The 18696-nt window shown below is 63.3% G+C and carries 17 protein-coding genes; 14 read left to right on the forward strand and 3 right to left on the reverse strand.

Annotated elements, in window-relative coordinates; translation table 11 throughout:
- Positions 1 to 6: 6 nt before the first annotated feature.
- Positions 7 to 621 (reverse strand): transcriptional repressor LexA, encoded by a 615-nt coding sequence (gene lexA / locus OU800_RS09195; protein ID WP_268183109.1) that lies wholly within the window; start codon positions 619 to 621, stop codon positions 7 to 9.
- A gap of 226 nt (positions 622 to 847) precedes the next feature.
- On the opposite strand from lexA, the gene OU800_RS09200 reads away from it, so the two are divergent.
- The 4 genes from OU800_RS09200 to OU800_RS09215 are packed head-to-tail and all read left to right on the forward strand — an operon-like array spanning position 848 to position 3878.
- Positions 848 to 1555 (forward strand): TetR/AcrR family transcriptional regulator, encoded by a 708-nt coding sequence (locus OU800_RS09200; protein WP_268183112.1) that lies wholly within the window; start codon positions 848 to 850, stop codon positions 1553 to 1555.
- A 42-nt stretch (positions 1556 to 1597) separates the two neighbouring features.
- Positions 1598 to 2125, forward strand: coding sequence for a L,D-transpeptidase (locus OU800_RS09205; protein WP_268183114.1), 528 nt, complete (start codon positions 1598 to 1600; stop codon positions 2123 to 2125).
- A gap of 11 nt (positions 2126 to 2136) precedes the next feature.
- Positions 2137 to 3135 (forward strand): beta-N-acetylhexosaminidase, encoded by a 999-nt coding sequence (gene nagZ, locus OU800_RS09210; RefSeq protein ID WP_268183116.1) that lies wholly within the window; start codon positions 2137 to 2139, stop codon positions 3133 to 3135.
- A 5-nt stretch (positions 3136 to 3140) separates the two neighbouring features.
- Positions 3141 to 3878 (forward strand): S-methyl-5'-thioinosine phosphorylase, encoded by a 738-nt coding sequence (locus OU800_RS09215; RefSeq protein ID WP_268183119.1) that lies wholly within the window; start codon positions 3141 to 3143, stop codon positions 3876 to 3878.
- Between the two features lie 59 nt (positions 3879 to 3937).
- Here OU800_RS09215 and OU800_RS09220 read toward each other — a convergent pair whose 3' ends face one another.
- The gene (locus OU800_RS09220) at positions 3938 to 4459 is read right to left on the reverse strand and encodes a CsiV family protein (RefSeq protein ID WP_442964769.1); all 522 of its coding nucleotides are present in this window, start codon (positions 4457 to 4459) and stop codon (positions 3938 to 3940) included.
- Positions 4460 to 4473: 14 nt separating this feature from the next.
- The gene (gene mfd / locus OU800_RS09225; RefSeq protein ID WP_268183123.1) at positions 4474 to 7911 is read right to left on the reverse strand and encodes a transcription-repair coupling factor; all 3438 of its coding nucleotides are present in this window, start codon (positions 7909 to 7911) and stop codon (positions 4474 to 4476) included.
- Between the two features lie 132 nt (positions 7912 to 8043).
- On the opposite strand from mfd, the gene OU800_RS09230 reads away from it, so the two are divergent.
- The 10 genes from OU800_RS09230 (at position 8044) to sthA (ending at position 18394) form a co-directional block, all read left to right on the forward strand.
- Positions 8044 to 9510 (forward strand): glyceraldehyde-3-phosphate dehydrogenase, encoded by a 1467-nt coding sequence (locus tag OU800_RS09230; protein ID WP_268183125.1) that lies wholly within the window; start codon positions 8044 to 8046, stop codon positions 9508 to 9510.
- 283 nt (positions 9511 to 9793) lie between these two features.
- The gene (locus OU800_RS09235) at positions 9794 to 11131 is read left to right on the forward strand and encodes a Na(+)-translocating NADH-quinone reductase subunit A (RefSeq protein ID WP_268183128.1); all 1338 of its coding nucleotides are present in this window, start codon (positions 9794 to 9796) and stop codon (positions 11129 to 11131) included.
- A 3-nt stretch (positions 11132 to 11134) separates the two neighbouring features.
- Positions 11135 to 12346 carry an NADH:ubiquinone reductase (Na(+)-transporting) subunit B gene (locus tag OU800_RS09240; RefSeq protein WP_268183131.1) on the forward strand — a complete coding sequence of 404 codons (1212 nt, stop codon included), beginning with the start codon at positions 11135 to 11137 and terminating at the stop codon, positions 12344 to 12346.
- Positions 12339 to 13127 (forward strand): Na(+)-translocating NADH-quinone reductase subunit C, encoded by a 789-nt coding sequence (locus OU800_RS09245; RefSeq protein ID WP_268183133.1) that lies wholly within the window; start codon positions 12339 to 12341, stop codon positions 13125 to 13127. The genes OU800_RS09240 and OU800_RS09245 overlap by 8 nt, the downstream gene beginning before the upstream one ends.
- Entirely contained in the window at positions 13124 to 13798 is a 675-nt protein-coding gene (locus tag OU800_RS09250) for an NADH:ubiquinone reductase (Na(+)-transporting) subunit D (RefSeq protein WP_268184253.1), read from the forward strand. The genes OU800_RS09245 and OU800_RS09250 overlap by 4 nt, the downstream gene beginning before the upstream one ends.
- Complete coding sequence (gene nqrE, locus OU800_RS09255; RefSeq protein ID WP_268183135.1) at positions 13798 to 14406, forward strand: NADH:ubiquinone reductase (Na(+)-transporting) subunit E; 609 nt, start codon at positions 13798 to 13800, stop codon at positions 14404 to 14406. Before OU800_RS09250 ends, nqrE begins: the two co-directional genes overlap by 1 nt.
- A gap of 15 nt (positions 14407 to 14421) precedes the next feature.
- The gene (gene nqrF / locus OU800_RS09260; protein WP_268183137.1) at positions 14422 to 15645 is read left to right on the forward strand and encodes an NADH:ubiquinone reductase (Na(+)-transporting) subunit F; all 1224 of its coding nucleotides are present in this window, start codon (positions 14422 to 14424) and stop codon (positions 15643 to 15645) included.
- Positions 15646 to 15647: 2 nt separating this feature from the next.
- Positions 15648 to 16673 (forward strand): FAD:protein FMN transferase, encoded by a 1026-nt coding sequence (locus tag OU800_RS09265; protein ID WP_442964745.1) that lies wholly within the window; start codon positions 15648 to 15650, stop codon positions 16671 to 16673.
- Positions 16670 to 16900, forward strand: a complete 231-nt coding sequence (gene nqrM, locus OU800_RS09270; protein ID WP_268183140.1) for a (Na+)-NQR maturation NqrM — start codon at positions 16670 to 16672, stop codon at positions 16898 to 16900. Before OU800_RS09265 ends, nqrM begins: the two co-directional genes overlap by 4 nt.
- Positions 16901 to 16999: 99 nt before the next feature.
- Complete coding sequence (gene sthA, locus OU800_RS09275) at positions 17000 to 18394, forward strand: Si-specific NAD(P)(+) transhydrogenase (RefSeq protein ID WP_268183142.1); 1395 nt, start codon at positions 17000 to 17002, stop codon at positions 18392 to 18394.
- Positions 18395 to 18696 lie beyond the last annotated feature (302 nt).

Consider the following 18696-nt stretch of genomic DNA (forward strand, 5'->3'; position numbering starts at 1 on the left):
GTTTCCTCAGCGGCGGATTACACCGACACTCAAACCTTCGATGACCAGATCCTGATGTTCCAGATCCACTTCGATCGGGGCGAACTCAGGGTTCTCGGCGATCAGCCAGACCTTGTTGCCCTCGCGCTTGAAACGCTTGACCGTCACTTCATCGTCGATGCGAGCGACGACGATCTGGCCGTTGCGTGCTTCGCGGGTGGTGTGTACGGCGAGCAGATCACCATCGAAAATACCGATGTCCTTCATGCTCATGCCGCGCACACGCAGCAGATAGTCGGCCCTGGGCTGAAAGAAGGCCGGGTTGATCTGGCAGGATTCCTCGACATGCTGCTGGGCGAGGATCGGTGCACCGGCAGCGACACGACCGATCACGGGCAGGCCATCGTCTTCGTTGGCGGCACCAGGCTCGAAACCGGGGATGCGGATGCCGCGTGAGGCGCCTGGGGTCATCTCGATGGCGCCCTTGCGGGCCAGGGCCTTGAGATGCTCTTCTGCCGCGTTGGGCGACTTGAACCCCAGCTCCTGGGCGATTTCCGCGCGGGTAGGGGGGTAGCCATTGTCTTCCAGGCAGCGTTTGATGAAGGCAAGGATTTCAGCTTGGCGTGGCGTCAGTTTCAGCATGGCTGGGCTCTGTCTTTTTATACAGTGACTGGGATTATATACAGTAAGCGTGGCTTGGCAATCATCAATTTCAGTGTGCTTGCGCGGGTCTGTAACTTGTCGCTCGCTATGGGCGTCTTTGCCTGTTGTATGCTGTGACTGCTCGGACAAAATCCGGCTCGCGCGGCTTGACAATTCGATGGGCTGAAACGTATGTTTCAAACAAGTGTTTGTCAGGTGATCATTCATGGCTCAGTCGGAAACCGTTGAACGCATTCTCGATGCTGCGGAACAGCTGTTCGCGGAAAAGGGCTTCGCCGAAACCTCGTTGCGCCTGATCACCAGCAAGGCTGGGGTCAACCTGGCAGCGGTGAACTACCACTTCGGCTCGAAGAAGGCGCTGATCCAGGCGGTCTTCTCGCGCTTTCTCGGCCCCTTCTGTGCCAGTCTGGAAAAGGAGCTCGACCGCCGCCAGGCCAAGAGTGAAGCCCCGGCGACCCTTGAAGAGCTGCTGGAGTTGCTGGTGGAGCAGGCGTTGGCGGTGAAGCCGCGCAGTGGCAATGACCTGTCCATTTTCATGCGCCTGCTCGGCTTGGCCTTCAGTCAGAGCCAGGGGCACCTGCGCAAGTACCTGGAAGAGGTCTACGGCAAGGTGTTCCGTCGCTACATGTTGCTGGTGCACGATGCCGCACCGCGCATCCCTCCGCTGGAGCTGTTCTGGCGCGTGCACTTCATGCTGGGTGCGGCGGCGTTCAGCATGTCCGGGATCAAGGCGCTGCGGGCCATGGCCGAGACCGATTTCGGCGTCCACACCTCCATCGAGCAGGTCATGCGCATGATGGTGCCTTTCCTGGCCGCCGGGATGCGCGCCGATAGCGGGGTTGCCGATCCGCTGCTGGCAAGCGCCCAGCTCAAGCCCCGCAACAAGCCAGTGAGCGTGCCGGCCAAGGCATGACGGCGGTGTGCGTGGCGCAAGGCATCCGCTAAGCTAGCCGGCATGGCGGATCTCGATTTCTTGCATATCTCCCTCGCTGATCAGGCGCTCTACGGCTTTGCTGGCGGGCGTCTGCTCGTGCGTTTTGCCGTTTCCACAGCGCTCAATGGCCCCGGTGAACGCAATGGCAGTGGCTGCACGCCGCGCGGCCTGCATCAGGTGCGTGCGCGTATCGGCGCCGGGCTGCCGCTGGCGGCCGTGCTGCGGGGGCGGCGCTGGACCGGGGAGGTCTGGTCACCCGAGTTGCACCAGCAGTTTCCCGGGCGCGACTGGATACTGACTCGCATTCTCTGGCTCAGCGGTCTGGAGCCGGGGCGCAATCGCCTGGGCGAGGTGGACACCTTTCGCCGCTATATCTATCTGCACGGCACACCGGATACGGAACCCATGGGTGAGCCGTTGTCCCATGGCTGCGTGCGTATGCGTAACGCCGACATGCTGGCGCTATTCGATCGCGTGCCGTTGCACTGCCGGGTGCGCATCGACGAGGCGCCATGCCCGCAGTGGGCGGCAGATCAAGACTTTCAATAAGGAATATCCCCATGCAAGGCTCTTTGATGATGGATGTCGCCGGCACCTGGCTGACCGCCGAGGATCGCCAGATGCTGCGTCAGCCCGAGGTGGGCGGCCTGATCATCTTCGCTCGCAATATCGAATCACCGCGCCAGGTGCGCGAGTTGTGCCAGAGCATCCGCGCCGTGCGCCCGGATCTGTTGCTGGCGGTGGATCAGGAGGGTGGGCGCGTGCAGCGTCTGCGTCAGGGCTTCGTACGCTTGCCGGCGATGCGCGCCATCGCCGACAACGACAATGCCGAAACCCTCGCCGAACACTGCGGCTGGCTGATGGCCACCGAAGTGCTCGCGGTGGGGCTGGACTTGAGTTTCGCCCCGGTGCTCGACCTCGATCATCAGCGCAGTGCGGTGGTCGGTAGTCGCGCCTTCGACGGCGACCCGCAGCGTGCCGCCACGCTGGCCGGTGCCTTTATCCGCGGCATGCACCAGGCCGGCATGGCGGCGACCGGCAAGCACTTCCCGGGGCATGGCTGGGCCGAGGCCGATTCCCATGTCGCCATTCCGGTCGACGAGCGCAGCCTCGATGAGATCCGTGCCTGCGACATGCAGCCGTTCCGCCTGCTCGGTGGGGCGCTGGATGCGGTGATGCCGGCGCACGTCATCTACCCCGAGGTGGATGATCAGCCCGCCGGTTTCTCACGCCGTTGGCTGCAGGACATCCTGCGTGGCGAGCTGGGCTTCGACGGGGTGATCTTCAGTGATGACCTGTCCATGGCCGGGGCGCATGTGGCTGGTGATGCCGGCCAGCGTATCGAGGCGGCGCTGAGCGCCGGTTGCGACATGGGCCTGGTGTGCAATGACCGGGCCGCCGCCGAGGTGGCGCTGAGTGCTCTGCAGCGTTTGCGGGTGCGAGCGCCCGAGCGTCTGGTGCGGATGCGTGGGCGTGGCCACGTCTGCACCGATTACCGCGCTTCGCCGCGCTGGTCGCAGGCCATGGCTGCGCTGCGCGCCGCGCAGTTGCTGGACTGACGGCGATGACCCTGCACGCCATCATCGGTGGCAGCGGGCTGACCCAGCTCGAAGGGCTGCGCATCGAGGCCGAGCTGAGCATGGAGACGCCTCATGGCACGCCATCGGCGCCGATCCTGCGTGGCGAGCTGCGTGGGCGCGCCGTGCTGTTTCTGGCTCGTCACGGCCACCCACATCGTATCCCGCCGCATCAGATCAACTATCGGGCCAATCTGTGGGCACTCAAGCAGGCCGGCGCCGAGGCGATCATCGCGGTCAATGCGGTCGGCGGCATTGCCCAGGCCATGCCGGCTGGCCACTTCTGCGTGCCGCAGCAGATCATCGATTACACCTACGGGCGCGGCCATACCTTCTTCGAGGGTGAGCTGGAGCGGGTGACCCATATCGACTTCAGCGAGCCCTATGATACGGGGCTGCGCGCCGCGCTGATCACTGCCCTGCGCGGCGAAGGCGTGGCCTTCAGCGACCATGGCGTCTACGGTTGCACCCAGGGCCCGCGCCTGGAAACGGCAGCGGAAGTCCTGCGTCTGGAGCGTGATGGCTGCGATCTGGTGGGCATGACCGGCATGCCCGAAGCGGCCTTGGCCCGTGAGCTGGAGCTGCCTTACGCTTGCCTGGCACTGGTGGTCAATCCGGCTGCCGGCAAGGCGCCGGGCCTGATCACCATGGCCGATATCGAGCGCGTGCTGGAGCAGGGCATGGGCACGGTCAGGTCGGTATTGGCGCGGGTGCTGGCCGGCTGAGCCTTGGGCTATGAAAAAGGGCCGCGAAGCGGCCCTTTTTCATTTACCTGCAGATGCACTCAGAGCGGGCTGATGCGGATGAGCGCGCCCAGGCTGCCGTGGTCGAGGTAGGTCAGGCTGTTGTCTTTCAGGCGCTGGCTCACCTTCATGTGTTCGCTGGCCTCGACCAGGCCGTCCGCGCTGAAGTGGTTGATCCACAGATCCAGATCCAGGTCGGTGAAGCGCTCCTGCACGAAGTTCAGCGTACCTTCGACCGGATAGTGGCCGATCTGGCCATCGCCGCTGTTGACGGAGACGCGGCTCGGGCTGCTGCCCAGGGTCTGGCTCCAGGCCTTGTGCAGCAGGAGCTGGTAGCCGTTGCCGGGGTTGAGCTTGGCTGCTTCGCCGTTCAGCGCGGTGGAGCGTTCGCTACCGCCGATTGGCAGGGCGTCGCCAGCCCAGTCGTCCGGGGCGATCTTCGGTGCGATCACGGGTTCGCCGCCCTGGCGGAATACCAGCAGCTCGACCTGGTACAGGCGGTCGGCGAAGGCGCTCGGGGCGAGCAGGCAGAGCAGCAGGGCGATCAGGTGCAGTGGGCGCATCATGGGTGAATCCTTCAGGTGGTGGGCGCAAGGCGCTCGAACAGGGCTTCCAGGGTGTTGAAGCGCTCTTCCGCGCGCTCCATCGGCACCTGGATCTTGAAGACGGTGGCGCCTTCAAACTTGTAGCGTTTCGGCTGGGCCTGGATCAGCTTGATCAGGGTCAGCGGGTCGACGCAGGTTTCCGCGGCGAATTCGATGCGACCACCCTGCGGGCCGGCGTCGACCTTGGTGATGCCCAGCTTGTCGGCTTGCAGCTTGAGCAGGGTCAGGCGCATCAGGTGCTTGGTCGGCTCGGGCAGCAGGCCGAAGCGGTCGATCATCTCCACCTGCAGCTCCTTCAGGCCGTCCTCGTCAGTGGCCGAGGCGATGCGTTTGTAGAGGATCAGGCGCGCATGCACGTCGGGCAGGTAGTCCTCGGGGATCAGCGCCGGTACGCGCAGGTTGATCTCCGGGCCGCCGCCCAGCGGCTGCTCGAGGTTGGGTTGTTCGCCTTTCTGGATGGCCTTGACCGCGCGCTCGAGCATTTCCATGTACAGGGTGAAACCGACAGCCTGGATCTGTCCGCTCTGGCCGTCGCCGAGCAGTTCGCCGGCGCCACGGATTTCCAGGTCGTGGGTGGCGAGAATGAAGCCGGCGCCGAGATCCTGCGCGCCAGCGATGGCCTCCAGGCGCTTCTGCGCATCTTCGGTCATGCTCTTGCGTGGCGGTGTGAGCAGGTAGGCGTAGGCCTGGTGGTGGCTACGACCGACGCGACCACGCAACTGGTGCAACTGGGCCAGGCCGAACTTGTCGGCGCGTTCGATGATGATGGTGTTGGCGCTGGGCACGTCGATGCCGGTTTCGATGATGGTCGAGGCCACCAGCACGTTGAAACGCTTGTGGTAGAAATCGCTCATCACCTGTTCGAGATCGCGCTCGCGCATCTGCCCGTGGCCAATGCCGATGCGTGCCTCCGGCACCAGCTCGGCCAGATCGGCAGCGCATTTCTCGATGGTCTTCACATCGTTGTGCAGGTAGTACACCTGGCCGCCGCGCAGCAGCTCGCGCAGCAGCGCTTCCTTGATGGTCGGCTTGTTCTCCTCCATGACGAAGGTGCGTACCGACAAGCGCCGCGCCGGCGGCGTGGCGATGATCGACAGGTCGCGCATGCCGGCCACGGCCATGTTCAGGGTACGCGGAATCGGCGTGGCGGTGAGGGTAAGGATATCCACCTCGCTGCGCAGGGCCTTGAGCTGTTCCTTCTGGCGTACGCCGAAACGGTGTTCCTCGTCGATGATCACCAGGCCCAGGTTGTGGAACTTGACGTCATCCTGCAGCAGCTTGTGGGTGCCGATGACGATATCCACCTTGCCTTCGGCCAGTTGCTGCACGGCGCCTTCGACTTCCTTGGCACTCTTGAAGCGGCTCATCACTTCCACCTTCACCGGCCAGTCGGCGAAGCGGTCGCGGAAGCTGTTGTAGTGCTGCTGGGCGAGCAGGGTGGTGGGCACCAGCACGGCCACCTGTTTGCCGCTGTGTACGGCGATGAAGGCGGCGCGCATGGCCACTTCGGTCTTGCCGAAGCCGACATCGCCGCAGACCAGGCGATCCATCGGCTTGCCGGCCAGCATGTCGGCGCGCACGGCGTCGATGGCGGCCTGCTGATCCGGGGTTTCCTCGAAGGGGAAGCCGGCGCTGAAGGTGGCGTAGTCCAGGGCCGGATCCTGGAAGGCGAAGCCTTCTCGGGCGGCGCGGCGGGCGTAAATGTCGAGCAGTTCGGCCGCCACGTCGCGCACCTGTTCGGCGGCCTTGCGCTTGGCCTTCTGCCAGGTTTCCGAGCCGAGGCGGTGCAGCGGCGCCAGGGCATCGTCGCTGCCGCTGTAGCGGGCAATGAGGTGCAGGCTGGCCACCGGCACATAGAGCTTGGCCTCGTCGGCGTATTGCAGGGCGAGAAATTCGGCGGCCTGGCCGTCGAACTCCATGGTCACCAGGCCCAGGTAGCGGCCGACGCCGTGATCGATATGCACCACCGGCGCGCCTTCGCGCAGCTCGGTAAGGTTCTTGATCACGTTGTCGCCGCCGTCGCGGCCTTTTTCGCGACGACGACGCTGCATCACGCGCTGGCCGAACAGCGGATTCTCCGGGATCAGCGCCAGCTCCTCGAGCAGCAGGCCTTCGTCCAGTGGTGCGATGCAGATGTTCAGGCGCTCTTGGCTTTCGGCGAACGCTGGCCAGCCATCGACTTCCTTGGGCTTGAGCTTGAGGCGGGCGAGCAATTCCAGCAGCACCTCGCGGCGCCCGGCCGATTCGGCGCAGAACAGCACGCGGCCCTGATATTCCTCGATGAAGCGGCGCAGCGCCGCCAGCGGCTCACCGGCCTTGGCCTGGATCGCCAGGTCGGGCAGGGCGCTTGCCTCGAAACGGGTGTTGCCGACACCGGGTTCGATGTCGTCCTGGTTGACCACCACCCGTGGCCAGTTCTTCAGGCGGGCGAAGCAGTCTTCCACCGGCAGGAAAATGTCGGCCGGCGGCAGCAGCGGGCGCTCGGGGTCGACGCGGCGGTCTTCATAGCGGTTGCGTGCATCCAGCCAGAATTGCTCGGCGGCTTTTTCGATGCCGGGCAGGGAGAACACCTGGGTGTCACCCGGCAGGTAGTCGAAGAGGGTGCCGGTTTCCTCGAAAAACAGCGGCAGGTAGTACTCGATGCCGGCCGGGGTGATACCGGACGACAAGTCCTGGTAGATCGGGCAGCGACGGAAATCCACGTCGAAGCGCTCGCGGAAGCGTCCGCGAAAGTCGCCGACGGCTTTCTTCTCCAGGGGAAACTCGCGCGCCGGCAGCAGGCGGATCGACTCCACCTTGTCCACCGAGCGCTGGTTTTCCGGGTCGAAGGTGCGCAGGGTCTCGATCTCGTCATCGAACAGGTCGATGCGGTAGGGCACCTCGCTGCCCATGGGGAACAGGTCGATCAGCGCGCCGCGCACGGCGAACTCGCCATGCTCGTAGACGGTATCCACGCAGCGGTAGCCGGCGGCTTCCAGGCGCGTGCGCATCTGCTCCACGTCCAGCTTCTGGCCCACATCCAGCACCAGGCTGCTGCCCAGCAGGAAGCGCTTCGGCGCCAGGCGGTGTAGGGCGGTGGCGATCGGCACTACGAGAATGCCGCGGCTCAGTTGCGGCAGGCGGTAGAGGGTGGCGATACGCTGGGAAATGATGTCCTGGTGCGGCGAGAACACATCGTAGGGCAGGGTTTCCCAGTCGGGGAAATGCAGCACCGGCAGATCCGGGGCGAAGAAGGCCAGTTCTTCCTGCAGGCGTTCGGCGCTCTGGCTGCCTTCGGTCAATACCAGGGTGAAACGCCCGGCATTGCTGGCCGCTTCGGCGATGGCCAGGGACAGGGCGGCGCCGGGCAGGTTGCCCCATTGCTGTTTGCCGGCACTGGCCGGCAGAGACGGAAGACGCAGTACGGACACGGGCGGCTCACGGTCGTGACGAAAAGGCCGGGAATTGTAGCGGGGCTTGGTGGTCAATGTCAGTCGCGACAGGCGCGCATTGCTCATGCTTGCGTGCGCCGTCATAATGTAGCCCCTTTTTTCAGCCCCTACATGTGGAAGGTATTGCCCGTGACTCAGAAGCCCGACCAGTGTCTCGGTGAATGGATCGATCGTGAAGCCCTTGCCGAAGCAATGATTCCGTTGATTGGTCAGCTCTACCGCAACAACAATGTGGTGACCTCGATCTATGGCCGTGGCCTGATCAACCGTTCGGTCATCGACATCCTCAAGGCTCACCGTTTCGCCCGTCATCGCCTGGCCGACGAGACCGAGCTGTCGGTACACGACACCTTCCCCATGCTCAAGGCCATGAGCGAACTCAAGCTGGGCGCCGCTTCGGTGGACCTGGGCAAGCTGGTCGCCAAGTTCAAGGCCGAGGCTGCCGGTCGCAGCGTCGAGCAGTTCGTCAAGGACGAGCTGGCCGATGTGGTGGGCAAGCAGAACGGCGCGGCCCGTGAAGGCACCGATGTGGTGCTGTACGGTTTCGGTCGCATCGGTCGTCTGCTGGCGCGCATCCTGATCGAGAAGACCGGTGGTGGCGACGGCCTGCGCCTGCGTGCCGTGGTGGTGCGCAAGGGTGCCGACAACGATCTGGTCAAGCGCGCCAGCCTGCTGCGTCGCGATTCGGTGCATGGCAAGTTCAATGGCACCATCACCATCGACGAAGAGCACAACACCATCACCGCCAACGGCAACCTGATCCAGGTGATCTACTCCAACGACCCGGCGTCCATCGACTACACCCAGTACGGCATCAAGAATGCCCTGCTGGTGGACAACACCGGCAAATGGCGTGATGCCGAAGGTCTCGGCCAGCACCTCAAATGCCCGGGCATCGACCGCGTGGTGCTGACCGCACCGGGCAAGGGCGCGCTGAAGAACATCGTGCATGGCATCAACCACGGCGAAATCACTGCCGAGGACAAGATCATCTCCGCTGCCTCCTGCACCACCAACGCCATCGTGCCGGTGCTCAAGGCGGTCAACGATCAGTACGGCATCGTCAACGGTCACGTCGAGACCGTGCACTCCTACACCAACGACCAGAACCTGATCGACAACTTCCACAAGGGCAGTCGTCGTGGTCGTAGTGCCGCGCTGAACATGGTGATCACCGAAACCGGCGCCGCCACCGCTGCCGCCAAGGCACTGCCAGTGCTCAAGGGCAAGCTGACCGGCAACGCCATTCGCGTGCCGACGCCGAACGTGTCCATGGCCATCCTCAACCTGAACCTGGAAAAGGCCACCACCCGCGAAGAGATCAACGAGTACCTGCGCCAGATGGCCATGCACTCGGACCTGCAGAAGCAGATCGACTTCGTCAGCTCGCAGGAAGTGGTGTCCACCGACTTCGTCGGCTCACGCCATGCCGGTGTGGTCGATGCCGAGGCCACCATCGCCAATGACAACCGCGTCGTGCTGTACGTGTGGTACGACAACGAGTTCGGCTATAGCTGCCAGGTGGTGCGTGTGATGGAAGACATGGCCGGGGTCAACCCGCCAGCCTTTCCCCGCTGATCGGCGGCCGGCGTGACAGAACGGGAGCTTCGGCTCCCGTTTTCGTTTTCCGCTTCGCCCTGCCTGGTCAGCAGTCTGTTGCTGACTGTTACCGAAGCGCCAAAAAAACAAGCGCTTGGGTGGTCAGTGCTGGGGGGCATCTTTATAATCGAAGGGATTTTTTACCCAGGTTAGGCACCTTCGTTCATGCCAGCGGTGCGTTGGCGTGAGTGGCCCTATTGGGGTCGTCGGCTGTTGCCCCTGTCCTATAAAAAGCTTTCTAAATCAGTGGTTAGGCAAACCTATGATCAAACTAAAGCATGGGCTCGATCTGCCCATAACGGGTGCGCCGACGCAGCGTATCGAGGCCGGCAGGCCCGTACGTAGCGTCGCCGTCATCGGCTTCGACTATCACGGGATGAAGCCGACGATGGAGGTGGAAGTAGGGGATCGGGTCAAGCTCGGTCAACTGCTGTTCACCGACAAGAAGACACCCGGCGTGCGCTATACCGCTCCGGCTGCTGGCGTGATCAGCGCCGTTCACCGTGGTGAACGGCGCGTGCTGCAGTCCGTGGTCATCGACATCGAAGGCGACGAGCAGGAAACCTTCGCCCAGTACAGCGCCGACCAGCTCGAGTCGCTGAGCGACGGGCAGGTGCGCGAGAACCTGCAGCAGTCCGGCCTGTGGACGGCCCTGCGTACCCGTCCGTTCAGCAAGGTGCCGGCCATCGACGCCGTGCCCAGCTCGATCTTCGTCACCGCCATCGATACGCACCCGCTGGCCGCCGATCCTGCACTGATCATCAAGGAACAGGCCGAAGCTTTCGAGCAGGGCCTGAAAGTACTTGGCAACCTGGCCAAGGTCTTCCTGTGCAAGGCCGAAGGCGTCAGCCTGCCTGGCGAGAAACTGGCCAAGGTGCACAGCGAGGCCTTCGCCGGCCCGCATCCGGCCGGTCTGCCGGGCACCCACATCCACTTCCTCGATCCGGTCAGCGCCAGCAAGAGCGTATGGCAGATCGGCTATCAGGACGTGATCGCCGTGGGCAAGCTGTTTACCACCGGCCAGTTGTTCGTCGAGCGCGTCGTCGCCCTGGGCGGCCCGGTGGCCGAGCAGCCGCGTCTGCTGCGCACCCGTCTGGGCGCCAATCTGGAGGAACTCACCGCCGGTGAGCTCAAACCGGGTGTCAACCGCGTCATTTCCGGCTCGGTATTCGGCGGCCGTACCGCCCGTGGTGCCTTCGCCTTCCTCGGCCGTTACCACAATCAGGTGTCCTGCCTGGGCGAGGGCAACGAGCGCGAGATGATGCATTACCTGCGTGCCGGGGTGAACAAGCACTCGGTGCTGAACATCTTCGTGTCCAAGCTGGCCAGCGGCAAGCTGTTCGACTTCACCACCACCACCAACGGCAGCCCGCGCGCCATGGTGCCGGTAGGCAACTACGAAGCGGTGATGCCGCTGGATATCCTGCCGACCCAACTGCTGCGCTACCTGATCGTCGGTGACACCGAGATGGCGCAGAAGCTGGGTTGCCTGGAACTCGACGAAGAAGACCTGGCACTGTGCACCTACGTGTGCGCCGGCAAGTATGAATATGGCCCGATCCTGCGGGACAACCTCACCCGCATCGAGAAGGAGGGTTAATCCGTGGGCATTCGTGCATTCCTCGACAAGATCGAGCACAACTTCGAGAAGGGCGGCAAGTACGAGAAGTGGTACGCCCTGTACGAGGCGATCGATACCTTCTTCTATCGTCCCGGCAGCGTGACCAAGACCACCGCTCACGTGCGTGATGGCATCGACCTCAAGCGCATGATGATCACCGTGTGGCTGTGCACCTTCCCGGCCATGTTCTTCGGCATGTGGAACACCGGCTACCAGGCCAACCTGATCTTCGCCCAGAGCCCCGAGCTGCTGGCCGCTCAGGAAGGCTGGCGCTTCGCCCTGATCGGCTCGCTGGCCGGTTTCGACCCGAACAGCCTGTGGGACAACTTCATCCAGGGTGCAGCCTACTTCCTGCCGGTCTACGCGGTGACCTTCATCGTCGGCGGCTTCTGGGAAGTGCTGTTCGCTTCGATCCGCAAGCATGAGGTCAACGAAGGCTTCTTCGTCACCTCCGTGCTGTTCGCCCTGATCCTGCCGCCGAGCATTCCGCTGTGGCAGGTGGCCCTGGGCATCAGCTTCGGCGTGGTGATCGGCAAGGAAGTGTTCGGCGGTACCGGCAAGAACTTCCTCAACCCGGCGCTGACCGGCCGTGCCTTCCTGTTCTTCGCCTACCCGGCGCAGATGTCCGGTGACGCGGTGTGGACGGCGGTGGACGGCTTCGCCGGCGCCACCTCGTTGAGCCTGGCGGCTTCCGGCGGCATCGACAACGTGATCAACCACGGCATCACCTGGATGGACGCCTTCGTCGGCACCATTCATGGTTCGATGGGGGAGACCAGCACCCTGGCCATCGCCATCGGCGGTCTGATCCTGCTGCTGACCCGCATCGCGGCCTGGCGCATCGTCGTCGGTGTGATGTTGGGCATGATCGGCTTCAGCCTGCTGCTCAACGCCATCGGTTCGAGCACCAATCCGATGTTCGCCATGCCCTGGTACTGGCATCTGGTGGTGGGCGGCTTCGCCTTCGGCATGTTCTTCATGGCCACCGACCCGGTGTCGGCTTCCATGACCAATACCGGCAAGTGGATCTTCGGCGCCCTGATCGGCGTGATGGTGGTGCTGATCCGTGTGGTCAACCCGGCCTTCCCCGAGGGCATGATGCTGGCGATTCTGCTCGCCAACCTGTTCGCACCGCTGATCGACCACTTCGTCGTTCAAGCCAATATCAAGCGGAGGCTGGCACGTAATGTCTAGTCAAAAAGAATCCACCGTCCGCACGCTGACGGTGGCCGTGCTGGTGTGCCTGGTGTGCTCGGTGTTCGTCGCCGGCGCCGCCATCGCACTGAAGCCGACCCAGGTGGAGAATCGTCTGCTGGACAAGCAGCGCAGCATCCTCGCCATCGCCGGCCTGGGGCAGCCGGGCATGTCCTCGGCCAAGGTGAAAGAGGTGTTCGACAGCACCATCACCGCCAAGCTGGTGGATCTGGAAACGGGCAAGTTTTCCGATGCTTATGACCCGCTGACCTTCGATCCGCTGAAGGCGGCCAAGGATCCCAAGCTCTCCACCGCGCTGCCGGGCAGCAAGGATATCGCCGGGATCAAGCGCCTCGAGCGTTACAGCACCGTGTACATGGTGGAGAAGGACGGTCAGGTGCAAACCCTTATCCTGCCGGTACGCGGCTATGGTCTGTGGTCGACCCTGTACGGCTTCATCGCCATCAAGGGTGATCTCAACACCGTGGTCGGCATGGGCTTCTACCAGCATGGCGAGACCCCTGGTCTCGGCGGCGAGGTGGACAACCCGAAATGGAAGGGCCAATGGCCGGGCAAGACGCTGTTCGACGAGAACGGCAAACTGGCGGTGAAAGTGGTCAAAGGCGGTGTCGATCCGCAAAGCCCGCAAGCCGCGCATCAGGTCGATGCCCTGGCTGGTGCGACCCTGACCAGCAACGGTGTCAGTCACCTGCTGCAGTTCTGGCTCGGCCAGAACGGCTTCGGTCCGTTTATCGCTAACCTGCGTGAAGGGGAGGCCTGATCATGTCGCAGCCGACTATCAAAGAAGTCCTGCTCAACCCGGTATTCAACAACAACCCCATCGGCCTGCAGATCCTCGGGATCTGCTCGGCCCTGGCGGTCACCTCGAACCTGAAGACCGCGCTGGTGATGTCCGTTGCCCTGACGTTGGTAACGGCCTTCTCCAACCTGTTCATCTCGATGATTCGCAGCCAGATCCCCAGCTCCATCCGCATGATCGTGCAAATGGTGATCATCGCATCCTTGGTGATCGTGGTGGATCAGGTGCTCAAGGCCTATGCCTTCAGCCTGTCCAAGCAGTTGTCGGTGTTCGTCGGGCTGATCATCACCAACTGCATCGTGATGGGCCGCGCAGAAGCCTTCGCCATGCAGAACCCGCCGGTGCTGTCGTTCTTCGACGGTATCGGTAACGGCCTGGGCTACAGCGCCATGCTGATCGCCCTGGGCGTGATCCGTGAGCTGTTCGGTGCTGGCAAGCTGATGGGCTATGAAGTGTTCTCGGTGGTCAACGACGGCGGCTGGTACCAGCCCAATGGCATGCTGTTGCTGCCACCGTCCGCGTTCTTCCTGATTGGTCTGTTCATCTGGGCGCTGCGTAGCTGGAAGAAGGATCAGGTCGAGAAACCGAGCTACAAGATGGCGCCTCAGGTGTCCAACAAGGAGGCCTACTAATGGAGCACTATCTCAGCCTGCTGGCCAAGGCGGTGTTCGTCGAGAACATGGCCCTGGCCTTCTTCCTCGGCATGTGTACCTTCATCGCCATCTCCAAGAAGGTGGAGACCGCGATCGGCCTGGGTATCGCCGTGGTCGTGGTTCAGGTCATCACCGTTCCGGCGAACAACCTGATCTACACCTACCTGCTCAAGGACGGCGCGTTGGCCTGGGCCGGCCTGCCGCAGGTCGACCTGAGCTTCCTCGGCTTGCTCAGCTATATCGGTGTGATCGCCGCCATCGTGCAGATCCTCGAGATGCTGCTGGATAAGTACGTCCCGGCGCTGTACAACGCCCTCGGCGTGTTCCTGCCGCTGATCACCGTGAACTGCGCCATCATGGGCGGCACCCTGTTCATGGTCGAGCGTGACTACAACCTGGCGGAAAGCACCGTGTACGGCTTCGGCTCGGGTCTCTCCTGGGCGCTGGCCATTGCTGCGCTGGCGGGCATTCGCGAGAAGCTCAAGTACAGCGACGTGCCGGCTGGCCTGCAGGGGCTGGGCATCACCTTCATCACCATCGGTCTGATGTCGCTGGGCTTCATGTCCTTCTCCGGCGTGCAGCTGTAAGGAAAGGATGAACAGATGAATTATGAAATCTTCCTCGCCATCGGCATGTTCACCGCCATCGTGCTCGCGCTGGTGCTGATCATTCTCGCTGCGCGCGCCAAGCTGGTCTCCAGCGGTGACGTGAGCATCGAGATCAATGGCGAAAAAACCATCGTGGTACCGGCCGGCGGCAAGCTGCTGCAGACCCTGGCCGCCAACAACATCTTCCTGTCCTCGGCCTGTGGCGGCGGTGGCACTTGCGCCCAGTGCAAGTGCATCGTCGAATCCGGCGGCGGCGAGATGCTCTCCACCGAAGAGTCGCACTTCACCAAGCGCGAAGCTCGCGAGGGCTGGCGCCTGTCCTGCCAGACCGCGGTCAAGCAGGACATGAAGATCGAGGTGCCGGAAGAAGTCTTCGGCGTGAAGAAGTGGGAGTGCACCGTCGAGTCCAACCCCAACGTGGCCACCTTCATCAAGGAGCTGACCCTGCGTCTGCCCGAGGGTGAGAACGTCAACTTCCGCGCCGGTGGTTACGTGCAGCTGGAATGCCCGCCGCACACCGTGCATTACAAGGACTTCGACATCCAGCCCGAGTACCGTGGCGACTGGGACAAGTTCGACCAGTGGAAGTACGTGTCCAAGGTGGATGAAACCACCATCCGTGCCTACTCCATGGCCAACTACCCGGAAGAGCAGGGCATCGTCAAATTCAACATCCGTATCGCCTCGCCACCGCCGGGCAAGGATCACCTGCCGCCGGGCAAGATGTCGTCCTGGGTGTTCAGCCTCAAGCCGGGCGACAAGGTCACCGTGTACGGGCCCTTCGGTGAGTTCTTCGCCAAGGACACCGATGCCGAGATGGTCTTCATCGGCGGTGGTGCCGGCATGGCGCCGATGCGTTCGCACATCTTCGACCAGCTCAAGCGCCTCAAGTCCCAGCGCAAGATCAGCTTCTGGTACGGCGCGCGTTCGTTGCGCGAGGCCTTCTACGTCGAGGAATACGATCAGCTGCAGGCCGAGAACCCGAACTTCCAGTGGCACCTGGCGCTCTCCGACCCGCTGCCGGAAGACAACTGGACCGGCCTGAAAGGCTTCATCCACAACGTGCTGTACGAGAACTACCTCAAGACCCACAAGGCCCCCGAGGATTGCGAGTTCTACATGTGTGGCCCACCCATGATGAACGCTGCGGTGATCAAGATGCTCACCGACCTGGGTGTCGAGCCGGAGAACATCCTCCTCGACGACTTCGGCGGTTAAGCATGAAGTCTGCTGTATTTCAGCCCGTTATCGCTGTCGCCTTGGCGGCAGCCCTAACGGGCTGCTTGCATTCTGAACGTGTCGAAGAGTTCGGCGGCCCGACCATGGGCAGCACCTATTCGGTCAAGTACGTGCGCAGCGAAGGCGTGGCGCCACAGGCGGAGATCAAGGCGGCCACCGAGGCGATCCTCGCAGAGATTGACCAGCAGATGTCCACCTACCGGGATGACTCGCTGATCGAGCGCTTCAACCAGGCGCCGGCCGGCACCTGCCAGGCCATGCCCGAGGGCGTGCTGGAACTGGTAAGAGCCGGCAATCGCCTGCACGAGGAAAGCCAGGGCGCCTTCGATCTGACCCTCGAACCCTTGCTCGACCTCTGGGGCTTCGGCCCGCGCGGCAAGGGCGAGGCGGTGCCGAGCGCCGAGCAACTGGCCGAGGTGCGCCAGCGTGTCGGCCAGCAGCACCTGCATATCGAAGGTGAGCAACTGTGCAAGGACGCCGACGTGCAGGTCGACTTCAACAGCATCGCTGCTGGCTATGCGGTGGATCGCATCGTCGCGCGTCTCGGCGAGCTGGGTGTCACCAGCTACCTGGTGGAGGCCACGGGTGAGCTCAAGGCCGCTGGCCTCAAGCCCGATGGCAAGCACTGGCGCATCGGCCTGGAAGCACCGCGCGACGACGAGCGTGTGGCGCAGCGTATTCTGCAACTCGATGGCTACGGTATCTCCACCTCAGGTGATTACCGCAACTATTTCGAGGAGAATGGCCAGCGCTACTCGCACACCTTCGACGCCTTGAGTGGGCGCCCCGTGCGCCACAAGCTGGCGGCTGTCACCGTGGCCGATCCATCGACCTTGCGCGCCGATGGCTTGTCTACTCTGTTGATGGTGCTCGGGCCGGAGGCCGGCATGGCCTTCGCCGAGCGTAACGGGATTGCCGCGTTCTTCGTGACGCGGGAGGACAAGGGCTTCGTCACACAAGGCACGAGCCGATTCGAGCAGCTATTCGCTGCGGGAGATGAGCAATGACTTTTCTGGTGGCATTTCTGGCCATGATCCTGGTCGTCGGCATGATGGCCATTGGCGTGATCATGGGGCGCAAACCCATCGCCGGTTCTTGCGGTGGCATCGCCAACCTGGGCATCGAGAAGGAGTGCTCGATCTGTGGTGGCAGCCGCGAGAAGTGCGAAGAGGTCAACCGCGACAAGGGCGAAGCGCCGCGTACCGACCTCGCCTACGACGCCAGCAAACGCTGAGCGCTAGCGAAGCATTGAACGATAGCCTGCCCCACTATCCGGGGCCGGCCCTGCCGAGGGTGCGCCACAAGCGCTCCGGCCTGATCTGAAGGAGTAAACATGGCGGTCTACAACTACGATGTGGTGGTGCTGGGCTCGGGCCCGGCGGGCGAGGGCGCGGCGATGAACGCGGCCAAGGCCGGGCGCAAGGTGGCCGTGGTGGACAACCGTCCGCTGGTCGGCGGCAACTGCACCCACCTGGGCACCATCCCGTCCAAGGCGCTGCGCCACTCGGTGCGGCAGATCATGCAGTTCAACACCAACCCGATGTTTCGCCAGATCGGCGAGCCGCGCTGGTTCTCCTTCCCCGACGTACTCAAGAGCGCCGAGAAGGTCATCGCCAAGCAGGTCACTTCGCGCACGGGCTACTACGCGCGCAATCGCATCGACACCTATTTCGGCACCGCCAGTTTCGCCGACGAGCAGACGGTGGAAGTGGTCTGTCTCAATGGCGTGGTGGAAAAACTGGTGGCCAAGCAGTTCGTCATCGCCACTGGCTCGCGCCCCTATCGCCCGGCCGATGTCGACTTCACCCACCCGCGCATCTACGACAGCGACACCATCCTCAGCCTCGGCCACACGCCACGCCGCCTGATCATCTACGGCGCCGGGGTGATCGGCAGCGAGTACGCCTCGATCTTCAGTGGTTTGGGGGTGCTGGTGGATCTGATCGACAACCGCGATCAGTTGCTCAGCTTCCTCGACGACGAAATCTCCGATGCGCTCAGCTATCACCTGCGCAACAACAACGTGCTGATCCGTCACAACGAGGAGTACGAGCGCATCGAGGGGCTGGAGAACGGTGTCATCCTGCACCTCAAGTCCGGCAAGAAGATCAAGGCCGATGCGCTGCTGTGGTGTAACGGCCGTACCGGCAACACCGACAAGCTGGGCCTGGAGAACATCGGTATCGCGGTCAACAGCCGTGGCCAGATCCAGGTGGACGAGTTCTACCGCACCGAGGTCAGCAACGTTTACGCCGCCGGTGACGTGATCGGCTGGCCGAGCCTGGCCAGTGCCGCCTCCGACCAGGGCCGTTCCGCTGCCGGCAGCATCGTCGACAATGGTAGCTGGCGCTTCGTCGATGACGTGCCCACCGGCATCTACACCATCCCCGAGATCAGCTCCATCGGCAAGACCGAGCGCGAGCTGACCCAGGCCAAGGTGCCCTACGAAGTGGGCAAGGCCTTCTTCAAGGGTATGGCCCGTGCACAGATCTCGGTGGAGCCGGTGGGCATGCTGAAGATCCTCTTCCATCGCGAGACCCTGGAAGTGCTCGGCGTGCACTGCTTCGGCTATCAGGCGTCGGAGATCGTGCACATCGGCCAGGCGATCATGAACCAGAAGGGTGAGGCCAACACGGTCAAGTACTTCATCAACACCACCTTCAACTACCCGACCATGGCCGAGGCCTATCGGGTGGCGGCGTTCGACGGCCTCAACCGGCTTTTTTGAGCGGCTCCGGCCGGCGGCCTGAGCCGGTCGGGGAGGTAGGCTGGGAGCAGGCTTGCGACTGGCGCTGGCCGAATCGGGAGAGCTTCTAGCGTCTCAGGCGGCAACAACGACAAAACCGGCCTCGTGCCGGTTTTGTCGTTATGGGGGGCTGTATTCGTAGCCCGGATGCAATCCGGGAGCTCGGGTGCAGGCATCCCCGGATTGCATCCGGGCTACGTGACTGCACCCAGTTCGTAGGGTGCGCTGCGCGCACCACGGCTATCGACGGAGTCAAGCTGCTAGCTCGCTAGTGTCAGGCTACG

It is taken from the genome of Pseudomonas sp. GOM7 (assembly GCF_026723825.1).
GTDB lineage: Bacteria > Pseudomonadota > Gammaproteobacteria > Pseudomonadales > Pseudomonadaceae > Aquipseudomonas.